Below are 16,602 nucleotides of genomic sequence, written 5' to 3'. Positions count from 1 at the left end.
ACACCCCCTATCTATTTAGAACATTAAGAATTCCTGTTCTGATCTGTTCCTCACTTGGAACAACTGCTTTTTCTAACTCAGGGTTATATGGTATGGGAACATCTAATCCAGCCAATCTTAATATGGGTGCATCCAAATAATCAAACGCTTCCGACTCCATTATTACTGACGCTATCTCTCCTAAATATCCTCCTGTTTTACATGCTTCGTTAACTAAAACTGCTCTTCCCGTTTTGACAACAGAATTAATGATAATTTCTTTATCCAAAGGTACCAATGTTCTTGGATCTACAACTTCAACACTTATTCCTTCACTTTCAAGCTCCTCTGCTACTTTTAATACTCTAGGAAGCATTCTACCATAAGTAATTACAGTTACATCAATGCCCTCCTTTTTAATTTCTCCTACTCCCAGTGGTATGATAAAATCATCATCAAAAGAAACTAGACCTTTTTCCTTATATAATGTCTTCTGCTCAACAAATACTACTGGATTGTCATCTCTTATTGCTGCTTTTAACAGCCCTTTAGCATCCTTAGGTGTACCGGGTACTATTACTTTTAACCCCGGAATATGGCAGAACCACGCTTCTAAACTTTGGGAATGTTGCGCTGCAGCGCCTGTCCCCGAACCTCCGGCGCATCTTAAAGTCATTGGAACCTTGGCTTTCCCCCCAAACATATATCTCATTTTAGCTGCTTGATTTACCAATGAATCCATGGCCAAGGTTGTGAAGTCCATAAACATTATTTCAACAATTGGACGCATTCCTGTAACCGCTGCTCCAGCTGCAGCTCCTGTAATTATCGCTTCAGATATCGGAGTATCTCTTACCCTCTCTTCTCCAAATTCCTCAATCATACCTACAGAAACCCCAAATGCTCCTCCATATATTCCAACATCTTCACCCATTAAAAATACATCTTCATCCCTTCTCATCTCTTCACACATTGCTAAATTAATTGCGTCTTTATACGTCATTTCCTTTATCACAATAAACCCCCCTTACGCATATACATCTTCTGTGACGGATTCTACTGGTGGGTTTGGACTATTATTTGCATATATCACTGCATCTTCAATTGCTTTTCTTGCATTATCTTCTATCTCATCCAGTTCTCCCTCACTCAGCATATTATTTTCAATAATATATGTTCTTAACTGCTTAATTGGACATTTTTTCTTCCATGATTCTACTTCTTCCTTAGTTCTATAAGCCTGAGCATCCGATTTTGAATGTCCTAACCACCTATATGTCTTGCTTTCAACTAGCACCGGACCCTTCTCTCCTCTGACATAATCTGCAATTTCCCTTATCTTAGTATATACTTCTACCGCATTATTGCCATCAAGTATATATCCTGGAATACCATATGATGATGCTCTATCAGCCACATTTACTATATTCATTGCTTTTCCTATAGGTACGCTCATACCATATTGGTTGTTTTCACAATAGAATATGATTGGTAACTTCCATATAGATGCTAAATTTAATGCTTCATGAAAACTACCTTCATTTGCTGCTCCATCGCCAAAAAAACATAAAACAATCTTTCCCGTATTTTTCATTTTTTGCGTCAGAGCAGCTCCTACTGCAATGCCATGTCCGCCTCCAACTACTCCGTTGGCCCCTAAATTTCCAACATCAACATCGGCTATATGCATTGAACCTCCTTTACCTTTACAGTATCCAGTATATTTACCTAATAGCTCAGCTACCATCATATTTAAATCAATACCTTTACCTATTACTTGACTATGCCCCCTATGAGTTGAAGTCATTAGGTCATCATCATTTAATGCCATACAAGCTGCAACTGCAGACGCCTCTTGACCTATAGATAAGTGTGTAGTTCCATGAACCATTCCCCTAGAGAAAAAATAGCTCACCTTTTCCTCAAATGCTCTAGCCTCATTCATTCTCTTATACATTTCTTTTAAAACTTCCTTACTGATAGTACTCATAATATACTCATTTCCCCCCTATATAAAAATATTAATAATTACTTAAAATTTCTCTTGCAGTTCCTTCATCTAATACAATTACATCCATTAGTTTCCCTTTTAAAGCTCCATGAATAGCTTCAATTTTGCCTTCACCACCTGCAACAGCTACAACCGTAGGTATGTTGTTTAGCTCATCCATTGTTAATGATATTGTTCTTTCATATAGTTTTGTTGGAACTATATTACCATCTTTATCGAAGAATGATGTATTCATATCTCCAATTGCACCTTTACTTAAAAGTTCTTTGACTTCTTTTTCTTCTAGAATGTCTATTTGTCTCATTACTGAAGATAAAATATTCCCGATGCTTACAATAGCTATATCTGCTTTTTTGCTTGTTTCCATTACCGTTCTTATTCCTTTATCTTGAAATATAATGTCTTTTATCTCCTTTGTAGATACAAATACCGGCGCATATAAACCGTAAGAATTTCCCCCAAGATTTTTTGCCATTAGTTCACATACTAAATTTGAATGATATTTTGTCATTTCATTGCCTATTCCACCTACCATTGGTGTTATTAATAAATCTTGTTTCCCAGTAGTCCTAATTCTATTTGCAATTGCCTGTAAAGTTCTTCCCCATGAAATAGCAATAGTCATATTGTCCTCAACAATTTGATATAAATAGTCAATACATCCATCGGCTAATTGGTAAATAAGATTGTCTTCATTACTAGATAATTTAGGAACTATAATTGCCTTTCTAATCCCAAATATCTCTTCTAATTTCTTTTGTAAGTCAAAACAATATAAATCTGCGTCCTCAATTATAAACTTAATTATGCCGCTCTCTCTTGCCTCGGTTAGGAGTGTTGAAACCATCGACCTTGATATGGAATATTCTTTAGCAATCTCATTTTGACTCATATTATCTATGTAGTACTTATACGATATTTCAGCTAATCTTCTTTTACGTCCATCTACTAACATGAATTCATTTACCCCTTCCATATTTTATATATGTTAGTTATATTATATAGATATCATTGACATATGTCAATGATATTGTATTATGTCATGCTATAGAGATAAATAAATAATCAGATGATCTGATTCCTTAAATGCACATTTTTAACTGCACATTTAGAGAAACCTGATGTCTTTTCATCAGGTTTCTTTACTATTGTATTAATTCCTCTTGTAATTGTCTTAATTTATAAATTATGGTATCCATATCCAGATCAACCATATCATAGGTTATAAATTCACCTTTCTTAATGTCTTGTTTCACTATTGTATTATTGTTTATTAAACCCATAGGTAATAAATTTTGAATTTTAGCTTTTTGATAGGTCTCAACGCTTCCTAAAACAGTGTAACCTCCTAACCCATCAAGCCTTTCCCCCTTCTTTAAATCACGCTTAGCAATGGCAATCGTCTCTGCACTTGGTAATCCATCCCTTGGTATTATGGTTGGTTCGTTATAAATTGCTGCTCTCGCTATTGTTAGTGGTGTTTCTAAACTAGTTAAATGGTATGGTCTATATAAAACATAATTTGGTCCAGAACCCATACTCAAATACTTCATTTCATTATGCACTTGTGGTAAAGAAGTTGTTACGATGATAAATACTCCCGGGGCAACTCCATTCACATATTCTACTATTTTATATTGATTTAATATTCCTCCATCCTTTTTCAACCTAAAAAGGTCGGGCAGATCATTTACCGTTGCTTTAGGCCCATGTCCTCCTCTTACATCTGGAATGAAACCCGTTGCATTTGACATAGCTGTTAGTTCTACCATAGTCTTAGTTCCATCCTTAAATGAGGTTAACATTTTAGGACTGACTCCGTCCTTTAAAGCTTGTTCTAGTACATTATCAGGGTTGGCTTCATAGTTTATTACATTGTTTTTACCCTTGCCTATAGCAACTATTTCAAAACCTAATGCATCTGCAAAATCAAACAGTTCTTTAACTGTTCCCGGTTCATCTCCGGCAGTTCCTGTGTAAACAACTCCTGCGTTCTTAGCTAATTTATTTAAAATAGGTCCTACAACTACATCAGCCTCAACATTTAACATTACTATATGCTTTTTATTAAATATGGAATCCATTGCAATTTTTGCACCTATATTAGGAACACCCGTTGCTTCCACCACTACGTCGATTAAATTAGCTAATGCTGCTAAATCTGAGTTATCGCAAACTACATATTTATTCTTTTCCATTGCAACATTAATATCTTCCAATGTTTTAGCAATAACTATATCATCTTTTGAAACACCTGCCAGAATATAAGAATCTAATGCATTTTGAATATCAATATCAATTACTAATGAAGGCGTCATTCCTTTCATTAGCATCATCTGGCTAACCATACCCTTACCCATTTGCCCTGCTCCAACTAAGGAAACTCTTATTTTTTTATTATTGGCATCAAGCTGAGCTAATTTTGTATTTAATCCTAACATTTACATTCCCCCTTATATGTTATAAAAATCACTTCCTATTATTCAAAGAAGAAAGCCCTCCCCTGATTGAGAAAAGGGCTTTCCTAATAAAATATTATTGAAAATTATATACTATATATGGATATAATATCTCCAACCTTTATATCTGGAGTACAACCATCTAAGTTAATAACACCGGGTAAATCAGGCTCACTTGACCCATTAAATTTAAAAGTACAATGTCCTAATTGTTTCAAAGTTTTGTTTACCTCTGTACCTACGGCTGTAACAATATATTCAATATTGCCTATTTTAATAGTGTCACCAGGTTCTACATTTTCTTTTAAATCATCCATCGTATGCAAAACAGATATTTCAGCTAACTCATCAGGGGCTTCCGATTTAAATATTATTAATATATTTTCTAAAAGTAATTCTTTAACTAAATCCCCTATTTTTATAATTTTAACCTCAAATTTCATTAGTAAATCATCCTAATATTTAATATAAACCAAAGCTAAATATAAATGCTATTATAACCGCTAACGGACCAGTTATTAATCTGGAAAATAATACTGCCGGAACACCTATTTCAACGGTTTCAGGTTCAGCTTCTCCTAAACTCAATCCAACAGGTATAAAGTCTCCTCCCACTTGAGGATTTATTGCAAATAATGCAGGTAATGCATATTGAACCGGTATATTCCCCTTCCCGATTTCAACGCCAATTAAAACCCCAACAACTTGAGCAATAACAGCTCCGGGACCTAATAATGGCGATAAAATAGGTAATGCGCATACAACCGATATTAGCAATAAACCAGGTATTGAACCGGAAAAAGGTGCTATAGCGTTAGCAATTATATCCCCGATACCAGATTTTAGAATTATACCTATTAACATGGATACAAATGCCATAAAGGGTAAAATATTTTTCAGCACCGAATCAATTGATTCTCTTCCCGCTGAAAAAAATATTCCTACAGCCTTACCAGCACCCTTTCCAATTCTTTCTATAATATTTCCTTTACTTTGTATTTCCTGAATTGCAACCTTTTTATCCTCATCATGCTTTACTTTTATTTCTTCCTCTTTTAATATAATATCTTCCTCTTCGACATACTCAATATTTTTTTCGGTGACACCCGATACATAAATATCTTCAGTTATATATTTTGCCAATGGACCCGATTGCCCTACCGGCGTTAAATTAACGGTATAAATTCTTTTCTTAGGATATACGCCGCATCTTGCCGTTCCTCCGCAATCAACGACTGCTATTATAACTTGATCATCTGGAACAGATGTTTTGAATCCGTCTACTATACTAGCACCTGTCATGTCAGCAAGTTTTTGAGCTATAGGTGCAATCCCTCCTCCGGTTACAGAAAGAATAATATCTTTGCCTTCTTCAGGTTTGACTACAAGAGGACCTCCAAATCCACCAGAACCCTTTGTTATCTTAACAGCTCTATACATTAGACTCCCTCCTTAAATACAGCTCTTTTTTCCATCATTTTAGAAGTTATAACCTCGGTACATATACCTCTTATGAATATAACAATTAATCCTACTATAAAGTATCTAACTGCAATCGGTCCAAGACTTAACCCTTGTTGTTTTAAACCTTCAGCAATACCATAATAAACAAATAGTTCTGATGCATTTGCATGAGGAAACAATCCAGTAATTGGATGGACAAAAGATACAGCTGCATCATAAAATGCTGGTTTGTATTTTTCATCTACAAACTTACCAAAGGTATAGCACATTGGATTTGTTAAGAAAAATACTGACAATGCTGGCAATATTACGTAGCGGCTAAAAACATTTTTTGTAGCTTTTTGAGCTACCTTCTGTACCTTTTCTTCTCCTATCAATTTTATGATAGAATTTACAAAAGTTATTAGGACGATCAAAGTCGGCAAAATTCCTGTCACTAATCCCATAAAATTTTCCCCACCTGCTTGGAATAAACCTATAAACCATTCTGCTGCTTTTGCAAGAAATTCCATTAGCCTTCCTCCTTTATTTAATTATTAAATTTAAATACTACCCTCCTTTAATATCTTATTTTAAGATATAGAAAAATCCTTTAAGGATTTTTTCATAGCCTTTGTAGTCACAGTATCTTTATCTAATTTTGATAAGTCAGAAAATAGCTCATCTAATGTTTTACCTATGTATAGATCTTTTGATTTAAATCTATTAAAAACAGTGAATCCTTTCATTTCTTGCACATCAATGATCATATTGTTCTCATCCACTGCTATCAAAACAATACTTCCAGCCTTTAATTTACCTTTTTCTTCCCCTATGTATACCTTTCCTTTTGTTTTTAATCGGGATAAGGTTTTCCTATAATTTATAATTTGCCAATATGTCATAAACCCCTGTAAAATCCATAAACTGAATATAAAAATAACGACTCCATGAATCATTTAATCACCTGCTTTTAATTTATACTTACTTAATCCCTTAATAAGGATTTGGAAGTTTCATAATCCACTATTAAAACTTTGATATAATTGCCTCTTAACGTAGCTAAAATAGCATCTCTTTTTTCAATAGGTCCTCCAATCCCTATTGAAAGCGGAATCCTTTTTATTTCCTCTAAAGTGATTCCAATTACCCTCTTATTGAAATCAAATTTATCACCATTACCATCTTTATCAATAAATAATAAAGATATATCTGCCACTGCTCCTTCTTTTTCTAAAAGCTTAATATCATTTATTGTATAATAACCACTTTCTAATAAAGTAGATGTATTGAGCAATGGATCCCCAATACCCATTACTCCAATATCAATTTTTTTAAATAATTCATAAAAGTTTTGTATGTTTCTATCCTGAATAAATATTTCCTTTCTCTCCAAATCATCTATTATTGAAGGTGCATGAAGTAATTTAAAATCCGCATTAAATTTTCTAGCCATTTTTAAGGCAATTTGATTAGAATGAATATCTATTTCCGTCTCTCCGATTCCCCCAAGCATGGGTATAAAGGTTACCTTATTTCTTTTATCATTCCTAATAAATTTAGGTACCTCACTTAGAGTTGTTCCCATAGTAACACCAATTATCTGTCCATCTTTAATTACTCTTTTTAAATAATCAGCTGTTGCCTTACCAAGATTATGTTTTACTTCTGCTACATCATTGCTGCTGTTCACTATAATAACTTCTATAAGTCCAAATTTGCGCTCTAAATCTTTTTCCAATCCTATATATTCATCTTTTAGCGGATTTTCAATACTTATCCTAACGATGCCTTCGTCTTTTGCAGCAGATAGTATTCTGGATATAGAAGATTTAGATATTTGTAAAATTTCAGATATTTGTGCTTGACTTAAATTTTCTTCATAATATAATTTAGCACATTTAACCATGAGCCTTATACTATAACCATGTTTATTATCCATCTATATACTCCCTTGAAATTAATTTCATACTATTAAATTATTTTCACTATGCTTAATTATAACATTACTGAGATACTAATTCAAGCATAATCAAATATTTAACAATAATATTTTTACACTGAATTTTACGAACACAGAAGTCATACAAAAAACGAGCTTAAAAAAGCTCGTTTAAAGATATTTATTCATTTTTATCTAATTTTCTTCCAATGCTCCTTTTATGGACTTTTCAAATTTTTCTAAGAATGTTGCACATTGTTCAGCATTTATAATAAGTGGTGGCTTTATTTTAATTACTTGTGGAGAAGAACCTGCCAATCCCATAATTAAACCATTTTTTAGTCCTTGATTATATATTCTTTGAGCCATTTCCGGATCCGGCTCTTTTGTAACAGGATCTTTTACAATTTCTACTCCAATATGAAGTCCTGGTCCACGTACGTCACCCATTATTGGATATAGTTTTTGTATTTCTTTAAGCCCCTTTGTTAATATCTCCCCCATTTTCTTTGCATTATTAGGCAGATCATCTCGTATAAGAATTTCAATGGTCTTTATGGCTGCAGCCTGTGACATTGGATTATTACAGAAAGTGAAATTATCATCATTTCCATCTTTAAAGCCTTCAAGTTTTCCTTGAATAACTGTACCAGATATCGGGAATCCATTGCCCAAAGCTTTCCCTATTGTAAATATATCAGGTACAACATCATAATAATCTATAGCAAACATAGTTCCGCATCTTCCAAAGCCGGTTTGCATTTCGTCAAATATTAAAAGTGCACCAAATTCATCACAAATTTGACGAACTCTTTCTAAATAGCCTTTTGGACATGGTATTTGACCACCGCTTCCCTGAACAGGTTCTAAAATAACCGCTGCTACCGGACCGGAAACGCCATATTGCAACGTATTTCTTAACTGTTCTGCACATAGGAATTCACAAGATCCATATTCTTTGTTATATGGGCAGCGATAGCAATACGGATTTGGAACTCTTACAAAATTGTTCATGAAACCCATATATTTTGTCCCACCGCCATATTTGTCGCCTTGTGCCTTTGTAGCATGCCATCCACCTGCTGCAGTAGCTAAAGTATTACCATGAAATGCATGATATAAGCTTATAAAATAGCGAGCATCCGGATTATTTATCATGGCAATTTTCATTGCTGCTTCATTCGCTATTGAACCGCTTGGTTCAAATGACACCCTATTGAACACATCAGGCACTAGGTTTAGAATTTTTTCCACCAACTTAAGTCTCGGAAATGTATTTAAACCACCCTTTATATGATAAAGATATTTGGCTTGTTCAAACGCGGCATCTATTACTTCTTGATTCCCGAACCCCAAATTAAGCGACCAAGCTTGAGATTCAAAATCAAGATATTCATTATCTTCCCTATCATAACAATAAATTCCTTTTCCTTTTACAATCAAAGGTCCTCTCCATGGTCCACCAAACATTAAATGTTCACGTAGATTCACTTCTGTTTTCTCATCAAAAGTATTTGGATAATCTTTCATGTCTTTTCCTCCTCTTTAAAATCATGTAGTATTTTTCAATACTTCTGGTTATTTTTATCTTAATAGATCATTATCAGTAAAATAAATTTATTTCACATTAAATGTCTATTTAAGCCTTGCTTACTTAATAAATAATCTAATCCTTGACATATAATTAAACTTCTTATCTATCATTGTTTAGTTAAATAGAGACACTAATTTGTATATTATGAAGCTAATCGGATTGGAACCATCAAGGAATGCTGTAACCATATTAGCTTGTGAAAATCCTTCGGGTAGATCAAACATATTTGCCTCTTGTACTATCCTAGTAATATCCGGTGCCACCAATGTTGATAAAGGCAACATGACAAGTGCAATTATTAATGTTCCAATTATAAATAATTTAACTATATTCCCATTTACATATGGGGTTATTAGACAAATTGCAAATGTTATACTAGAAAGATCTGCAAAAGGGATAACCCTATTATAGGGTAAAATCGCTGCAAGGACTAATGCAACCGGCACAAGCATTATACTTGCTGTCAATGTTGTTGGATTCCCAATTACTATAGCTGTATCAAGCCCTATGTTGATATTTCGTCCTGGCATCCATTTTTGGAATTTCTCACGTATAGTTTCATTAAGCGGTACTAGACCTTCAACTAATACAGAAACCATTCTTGGGAGTAAAACCATAACAGCCGCCATTGTAACTCCAAGGCTTAATGCATCTGCAAATGATTGGCCGGCTAATAGTCCAATTATAAGACCAATTGCAAAGCCCATGAATATGGGTTCTCCAAATATACCAAACTTTTTATGAAGTGTTTCTTCATCCCAATCTAAATCCCTGATAAACGGAATTTTGTCAAGTAACTTAGACAATACATATCCAATCGGTAAAAAGGATAATGAGACTACATGAGGAAAAGAAATGCCCGGTAGCCCAAAAAATTCCTGCATTTTAGGTGCTGTTAAATCTGCTAATTTAAGTGTAATAAAGACAGAAATTGCAAATGCAATAAGAGTAAGTACAATATTGTGACCAGTACTAACATAAGTTAGCATACCAGCATAAAAACACAAAGCGTAATTCCATAAATCAATATCTAATGTATCCGTCTGTTTTATAACAAGCAAAACAATATTTATAACAATAAATAAAGGCAACATCAAAAGTGATATAGGAGATGCCCAAATTGAACCCATATAAGGTCCCCAACCTACATCAATAACGTTTAATGATAAATTCCAACGCTGAACCATAGCTTCAGCGGCCGGAGCAAGTTCCGAGAAAAATAAATTGGTTAATGTAAAAATACCAACGAATCCAACACCAACCGTTAATGCTGACCTTAATGCTTTTTTGAATTTAGCGCCCAATGCTAATGCTAAAATAAATAAAAAAATCGGAACTAAAACTGCTGAGTCTAAACTTAACAGAAATTGCATTATATTGTTGGCAATTTTAATTATACTTTGCATAACTTCATCCCCTTTAATTATTTGGTAGATTTTTTTCAACTATTTCTATAACCTGCTCAATAATTTTATCTTTACCGATACCTGTTAAAAACGGTGTTGCTACAATAACAGGAATATCGTCATACTTTCTTACAGCTCCAGTCACCAAAATAAGTATTGGACGAACTGTTTCAAGCTTAGATTCAATTTCAGAAAAAGAGCATTGTACAACGTTTACAGCATAATTCCTTTCTTCCAATATTTCTCTAATATTACTTGCTACAACAGTAGATGTGGCAATTGAACTAGCACAACTAACCAGTATAGTCGGTTTCATAAAATCACCTCCTTCATAAATATATTTTATAATTACTATTCCTTTTTGGACTTGTCCATATTTTGGGGATCGTTATCTTCATCTTTCGCTTTTATAACTAATACCCCCTTATCTTTAATAGGTGCTAACTTTTCATCATCAACCTTTGAATCTACATATATTTCGTCAACTTCTTCAATGGGAACTACTGTAATAAGCGCAGCCAAATCAAATTTTGTATGATCGGCAATTACGATTACCTTTTCCGCACATTCCATAGCCTGACGCTTAATCACAACATCCTCCTCTAAATACTCTGTTAATCCAAATTCTGCAGATACTCCCGCAGATGAAAGAATAGTCTTATTAACATGAAAATCCTTTAATGTGCTTAAGGTAACATCCCCTTTTGTTGATGGTTCTGTAGGTCTTAACCAGCCTCCCAATAAAAATACACTAATGGTAGCACTCTCAGACAAAAGCAATGCGACTTTTACTGAAGGTGTTATGACAGTTAATCCCGGTATACCTATTATGCTTTTAGCAAACTCGTAACATGTCGAACCATTGTCTACTATAATAGTTTCACCAGGCAAAATATCCTTAGCAACTTCTGAGGCTATTGTTTGCTTAGCATCAATTTGTTCCACACTTCGCTTAGAATATATTGGTTCCATACTTTTAAAATAGGTTAATGCAACTGCACCTCCATGAACACGCTTTAGTAAGTTCTTATCTTCCATCTCAGTCAAATCTTTTCTGATTGTTTCCGGAGTGACCTTCAATGCTTCAGCAAGTTCATTTACTTTTACTCTTTTTTTTTCATAAATTTTTTGCAGAATAAAACTTTCTCTTTCAATTACCATATTGATTTTATCACCTCCTATTATTGTTTTATTTGTTTCATGTACATTATCAAATATTTTCAAAAATACCATTGCTTTTAATTATTTAAAAATCAAAACTATCAATGACGATACAATTAAGTATATTAGCCATTTTATAAGAATCTAATAATAATTTCTAGAAAAATAAAAGTTTTTTGCATCAATTATAATTATTTTATCTTTATTTGGTATTGTTTTTATTTGTTTTACTATATATTATCAAACATTTCAAATATGTCAATACTTTTTAACTTCCAAGATAAAGTATTTTTAGTAATAAATTACACGGCTATACCATGAAGCATGTATTCTTCATATAATATCACATTCTTTGAATAAAAAAAATAATAAATTTTAGTAACCGTTTTCTTCTTTTACCTTTACATTTTTATTTTTTAGTGCTATCCTTTAACATAGACAAATTATGAAAAGCGATTAAAGGAGGATTTTTATGCAAAATGAAGGTACCAAAATACTTGATAATCTGTTTTTTGATAAAAGCCTGATAATCAAAGGGATTAATCCAACTACTGACGAAGAAGCTCTTCATATTATCAGCAAAAGATTATTTGATAAAAAGATTGTTAAAGAAAGCTATACAGATTCTATAATAAAGCGTGAACGTGAATTCCCAACTGCATTAGAATTAGCAGACATAAACATTGCAATACCTCACACAACGCCGGACCATGTTTATACACCTGCTATTGCCATAGGATTTCTTGAAAATCCTGTTTCCTTTGCAGTAATGGGAGAACCTGACAGAAGAATTCCTGTAGAAATGATTTTTATGCTAAGTATTACTCAGCCTAAAGTACATCTTTCTGTTTTAAAAAAACTAGTTGAAATCTTCCAAGAGGAAGGTAAAGTGAAAAAGTTAAGGGATACTGAAGATGTAACAGATGTTTATAATTTATTTATAGATTATATGAAAGATTAATTTCATATGCTTTTAATTCATAAATAAAATTTCTAATTCAAGACTTAAATATTAAATGTCAAGGATAAAGCACCTCTACTTGTTACTTCATCCTTGACATTTGAATTAAAAAATATAGAAATATAATAATTGATTATTTAATAATAAAATTTTTGATTATTTCACTTACTCCATCCTCGTTATTAGACAATGTAACTATATCTGAACTTTTCTTTACAATATCAGGAGCATTGCCCATAGACACACCTAAGCCCGCAAATTTTATCATATCAATATCATTTTCCCCGTCACCTATAGCTATAATTTGATCTCTTCTGATCCCATAAAATTTAGATATATACTCTAATGCTCTCCCCTTTGATACAGCCCCACTATAAATTTCTAAGAAATGTGGTAAAGAAAATTGCATAGTTAATTCCATAAAATCCGATGATAACAATGATTCCTTATAGCTATTTAATTTCTTATTATCGTCAATTAATAATATTTTACTAATTTTATTCCAAAAACTTTCATTTCCCAAAAATATTGATAATTTACCGACTTCCCCAATGTCCATTACCGCGTAATTTTCAAAAATTCTAAATCTCAGATCGCTTTTATCTTTTGTAAATATCTTGCCTCCAATAAAAACCACACAACATAAATTTTCATATTCCACGGAATAAACAACTTTCTTCGCTAAATTTTCATCTATAAATTCGTTGAAAAAAATCTTTTCTGCTTTACTATCTGTAATCATTCCTCCATTTAAACCTGCAATTAATTCATTTAATTTCAGCTCATTACCAAAATATTTAACCGCCTTAGGTTCTCTTCCCGATATTAATATAATTTTTACTCCTCTTTTTTTAGCTTCATAAAGCATATGCTTGTTTGTTTCGGAAATTTCATGATTTTCATTAAGTAGAGTACCATCTAAATCAAGAGCTAATAAATTATACATTCTGTCCTCCTGTAGTATATTATTGAACTTATAAAGTCACTTGCTGTTAATTATATCGAATAGATATATGTTGTATAAATATGTTAATATATATAATCTAATGCATAAACTAAGTTTTTATTAGTTCTTGCCTATTATCTTTTCATCTTACATTTCTTCCTGCAATTGTCTCAATTTATATATAGTTGTAGTCTTATCCAGTTCAACCATATCATAAGTTATAAACTCACCTTTTTTAATATCCTGTTTTACTATTGTATTTTTATTTACCAATCCTATCGGTAAAAGATTATCTTCTTTTGCTTTTTCATAGGTTTCGATACTTCCTAATACTGTATATTCCCCTATTCCATCCAGCCTTTCTCCCTTTTTCAAATCTCGTTTAGCTATGGTAATAGCCTCCGCCACAGGTTTATCAAAAATAGGCGCTATAGTTGGTTCATTGTCAAAATACGCCTTGGCGATTGAAATAGGCGTCTCTAAACTTGTGAGATGATATGGTCTATATAGTACATAATTAGGACCAGGACCCATCTTCAAATATTGCATTTCATGGTGCGCTTGCGGCATTGGTGTAGTTACAATTACAAATACACCCGGTGCTATTCCCAACGCATAGTCAACAATCTTATATTTATTTAAAATTCCGCCTTCTTCTTTAAGGCTATAGACTTTCGGCAGGCTTTTAACATCTGTAGTCGGACAATGTCCTCCTCGTATATCCGGTAGAAATCCGGTAGCATTTGCCATAGCAGCCATTTCAATCATGGTATTGGTTCCATCTATAAACGAAGCTAGTCTCAATGGTTTTAATTTATACTTTAAAGCTTGCTCCCTTACGCTGTCAGGTGTAGCTTCATAATCCAATGGATTGTTTTTGCCTTTTCCTATGGCAAGAACTTCAAACCCGGTGGCTTCTGCAAAATCAAAGATCTCTTTTACAGCTCCGGGTTCGTCTCCTGCTGTTCCGGAATATACTACTCCGGCGCTTTTGGCAATTTTGTTTAAAATAGGACCCACTACCACATCTGCCTCTACATTAAGGAGGATTATATGTTTTTTATTAAATATAGCATCCATGGCCAGCTTAGCACCGACATCAGGTACACCTGTTGCATCCACAACCACATCAATCAAATTAGGTTCCGATGCATATTCTGTAATATCTGAAGCTACATATTTATTTTGTTCCATTGCCCTATTTATTTCGCCAAGATTTTTAGCTACAACTACATCATCTTTCTTTATCCCTGCAAGAGTATAAGCTTCGACTGCATCCGAAATCTTATGGCTAATCACCAAAGAAGGTATCATGCCTTTAACCAGCATAATCTGGCTTACCATACCTTTCCCCATAAGTCCTGCTCCGACAATCGCCACTCTAATGTGTTTATTATCTTCATCTAATTTTCTCAATTTTGTATTTAAACCAGACATTTTATCCCTCCGTTTCCATACTTATAATGTTGCATTTAACCCTGCAATATAGCCTGTTGACCAAGCCCATTGAAGATTGAACCCTCCACAGTCTCCATCTACATCCAGAAGTTCTCCTACTATATACAATCCTTTTACAAGTTTTGATTCCAAAGTCTTATCATTTATTTCCTTAGTGCTTACTCCCCCTGCTGTAACCTGCGCCTGTCCCCAACCTTTATTTCCTATTATCTTAAACCGCCAATCCATTAATATATTCGCCAAATCTTTTATTTCACGTTTGTTAAGTCTATCAACATATGTCTTTTTATCTATATCTGCTGCTTTTAATATAGGAATTATAAGCCTTTTATTTATTAATCCAATTAATCCTTCTTCCACTGTCTTCCAAGGCATCATTTCAAATCTCTTAATCAAATAAAAGTATAGCTCATCAAATGACTTTGTATAGATTATAGACAGCCTTAATTCGACTTCCAAATTGTTGTTAATATGTTCTATCGCTTCTCTGCTTATCTGCAGTATAGGAGGTCCGGAGACTCCGTAATCGGTGAACAATATGTCCCCTATATCTTCTCTAATTAGCTTCTCATTATGATATACCGAAGCTTTACCTATAATTTTAACGCCATTAACCTGCTTGAAAATATCTCCTTCTAGCTTCAATTGTACTAATGCAGGAAAAGTCTCTGCAATTTTATGCCCCAATGACTTTGCCAACGAATGGCCATTCCCGTCAGAGCCGCTTACAGGCATTGCCATGCCGCCTGTTGCCAATATAACCCTATCCGCTTCATATATCCTGCCATCTTTTAATTTTAATATAAAATTTTTTCCCTTAACTATATCAACTACATAGGCATCAGTAATCAACTGAACATCTAAATGTTCCATTTCAAAGCGAAGTACATCCAACATGCTGGAACTTTGAAATGAAAGAGGATATACCTTGCCATTGTCTTCCACAGCAGGAGTTATCCCCAATCCTTCAAAAAAATCAATCACACTATCTGTATTAAATTGAGATAGTGGTCCTTTTATAAAATTTAAATCCTTACCATGATAATTGTTTGAACTTATATTCAGATTTGTATAGTTACATCTCCCATTTCCTGTAGCTAATAGCTTTTTCCCAACTCTATCGTTTCTTTCCAATAGAGTAACATCTCCGCCGTTTCTTTTAGCTATTATTGCTGCAATCATACCGGCAGCCCCTCCACCTACGATTATAATCCTGTTAGCCATTTTAAACTCCTTTTAAAA

Annotated in this window: 17 protein-coding genes; 1 reads left to right on the top strand and 16 read right to left on the bottom strand. The window is 33.4% G+C overall.

The genetic code is table 11. The features are described 5' to 3' along the window. Positions 1–7 precede the first annotated feature (7 nt). The 13 genes from H8707_RS07125 to H8707_RS07065 all read right to left on the bottom strand — a co-directional run bounded on the left by H8707_RS07125 (position 8) and on the right by H8707_RS07065 (position 12,067). Positions 8–994 carry an alpha-ketoacid dehydrogenase subunit beta gene (locus tag H8707_RS07125; protein ID WP_449406485.1) on the bottom strand — a complete coding sequence of 329 codons (987 nt, stop codon included), beginning with the start codon at positions 992–994 and terminating at the stop codon, positions 8–10. 12 nt (positions 995–1,006) lie between these two features. Further along, positions 1,007–1,969, bottom strand: a complete 963-nt coding sequence (locus H8707_RS07120; protein ID WP_262429449.1) for a thiamine pyrophosphate-dependent dehydrogenase E1 component subunit alpha — start codon at positions 1,967–1,969, stop codon at positions 1,007–1,009. Between the two features lie 31 nt (positions 1,970–2,000). Then, on the bottom strand, positions 2,001–2,945 hold the full coding sequence (locus H8707_RS07115; protein WP_262429448.1) for a sugar-binding transcriptional regulator: 945 nt from the start codon (positions 2,943–2,945) through the stop codon (positions 2,001–2,003). Between the two features lie 190 nt (positions 2,946–3,135). Continuing rightward, the gene (locus tag H8707_RS07110) at positions 3,136–4,431 is read right to left on the bottom strand and encodes an NAD(P)H-dependent oxidoreductase (protein ID WP_262429447.1); all 1,296 of its coding nucleotides are present in this window, start codon (positions 4,429–4,431) and stop codon (positions 3,136–3,138) included. A 104-nt stretch (positions 4,432–4,535) separates the two neighbouring features. After that, a complete protein-coding gene (locus H8707_RS07105) occupies positions 4,536–4,892 on the bottom strand; it encodes a PTS glucitol/sorbitol transporter subunit IIA (RefSeq protein WP_262429446.1) in 357 nt (118 codons plus the stop codon). A gap of 19 nt (positions 4,893–4,911) precedes the next feature. Beyond that, a complete protein-coding gene (gene srlE / locus H8707_RS07100; RefSeq protein WP_262429445.1) occupies positions 4,912–5,889 on the bottom strand; it encodes a PTS glucitol/sorbitol transporter subunit IIB in 978 nt (325 codons plus the stop codon). Further along, the gene (gene srlA, locus H8707_RS07095) at positions 5,889–6,425 is read right to left on the bottom strand and encodes a PTS glucitol/sorbitol transporter subunit IIC (RefSeq protein WP_262429444.1); all 537 of its coding nucleotides are present in this window, start codon (positions 6,423–6,425) and stop codon (positions 5,889–5,891) included. Before srlA ends, srlE begins: the two co-directional genes overlap by 1 nt. A 60-nt stretch (positions 6,426–6,485) precedes the next feature. After that, positions 6,486–6,851 carry a transcriptional regulator GutM gene (locus H8707_RS07090; RefSeq protein WP_262429443.1) on the bottom strand — a complete coding sequence of 122 codons (366 nt, stop codon included), beginning with the start codon at positions 6,849–6,851 and terminating at the stop codon, positions 6,486–6,488. A 29-nt stretch (positions 6,852–6,880) separates the two neighbouring features. Then, positions 6,881–7,834 carry a sugar-binding transcriptional regulator gene (locus tag H8707_RS07085; protein ID WP_262429442.1) on the bottom strand — a complete coding sequence of 318 codons (954 nt, stop codon included), beginning with the start codon at positions 7,832–7,834 and terminating at the stop codon, positions 6,881–6,883. A gap of 195 nt (positions 7,835–8,029) precedes the next feature. Further along, positions 8,030–9,364 carry an aspartate aminotransferase family protein gene (locus H8707_RS07080; protein WP_262429441.1) on the bottom strand — a complete coding sequence of 445 codons (1,335 nt, stop codon included), beginning with the start codon at positions 9,362–9,364 and terminating at the stop codon, positions 8,030–8,032. A 177-nt stretch (positions 9,365–9,541) separates the two neighbouring features. Then, positions 9,542–10,834, bottom strand: a complete 1,293-nt coding sequence (locus H8707_RS07075; protein WP_262429440.1) for a PTS galactitol transporter subunit IIC — start codon at positions 10,832–10,834, stop codon at positions 9,542–9,544. Between the two features lie 13 nt (positions 10,835–10,847). Then, entirely contained in the window at positions 10,848–11,150 is a 303-nt protein-coding gene (locus H8707_RS07070) for a PTS sugar transporter subunit IIB (RefSeq protein ID WP_262429439.1), read from the bottom strand. Positions 11,151–11,185: 35 nt separating this feature from the next. Beyond that, positions 11,186–12,067 carry a DeoR/GlpR family DNA-binding transcription regulator gene (locus H8707_RS07065; protein WP_262429438.1) on the bottom strand — a complete coding sequence of 294 codons (882 nt, stop codon included), beginning with the start codon at positions 12,065–12,067 and terminating at the stop codon, positions 11,186–11,188. A 400-nt stretch (positions 12,068–12,467) separates the two neighbouring features. On the opposite strand from H8707_RS07065, the gene H8707_RS07060 reads away from it, so the two are divergent. Then, complete coding sequence (locus tag H8707_RS07060) at positions 12,468–12,956, top strand: PTS sugar transporter subunit IIA (protein ID WP_262429437.1); 489 nt, start codon at positions 12,468–12,470, stop codon at positions 12,954–12,956. A 133-nt stretch (positions 12,957–13,089) separates the two neighbouring features. On the opposite strand, the gene H8707_RS07055 is transcribed toward H8707_RS07060, so the two are convergent. The 3 genes from H8707_RS07055 to H8707_RS07045 form a co-directional block, all read right to left on the bottom strand. Further along, entirely contained in the window at positions 13,090–13,902 is an 813-nt protein-coding gene (locus H8707_RS07055) for a Cof-type HAD-IIB family hydrolase (protein WP_262429436.1), read from the bottom strand. Positions 13,903–14,049: 147 nt separating this feature from the next. Next, entirely contained in the window at positions 14,050–15,339 is a 1,290-nt protein-coding gene (locus H8707_RS07050; RefSeq protein WP_262429435.1) for an NAD(P)H-dependent oxidoreductase, read from the bottom strand. A 21-nt stretch (positions 15,340–15,360) separates the two neighbouring features. Continuing rightward, the gene (locus tag H8707_RS07045; protein ID WP_262429434.1) at positions 15,361–16,584 is read right to left on the bottom strand and encodes a BaiN/RdsA family NAD(P)/FAD-dependent oxidoreductase; all 1,224 of its coding nucleotides are present in this window, start codon (positions 16,582–16,584) and stop codon (positions 15,361–15,363) included. Positions 16,585–16,602: the final 18 nt, after the last annotated feature.

This window comes from Paratissierella segnis, assembly GCF_014385195.1.
Taxonomy (GTDB): Bacteria; Bacillota; Clostridia; order Tissierellales; family Tissierellaceae; genus Paratissierella; species Paratissierella segnis.
This window is presented reverse-complemented; position numbering and strand designations above follow the sequence as displayed.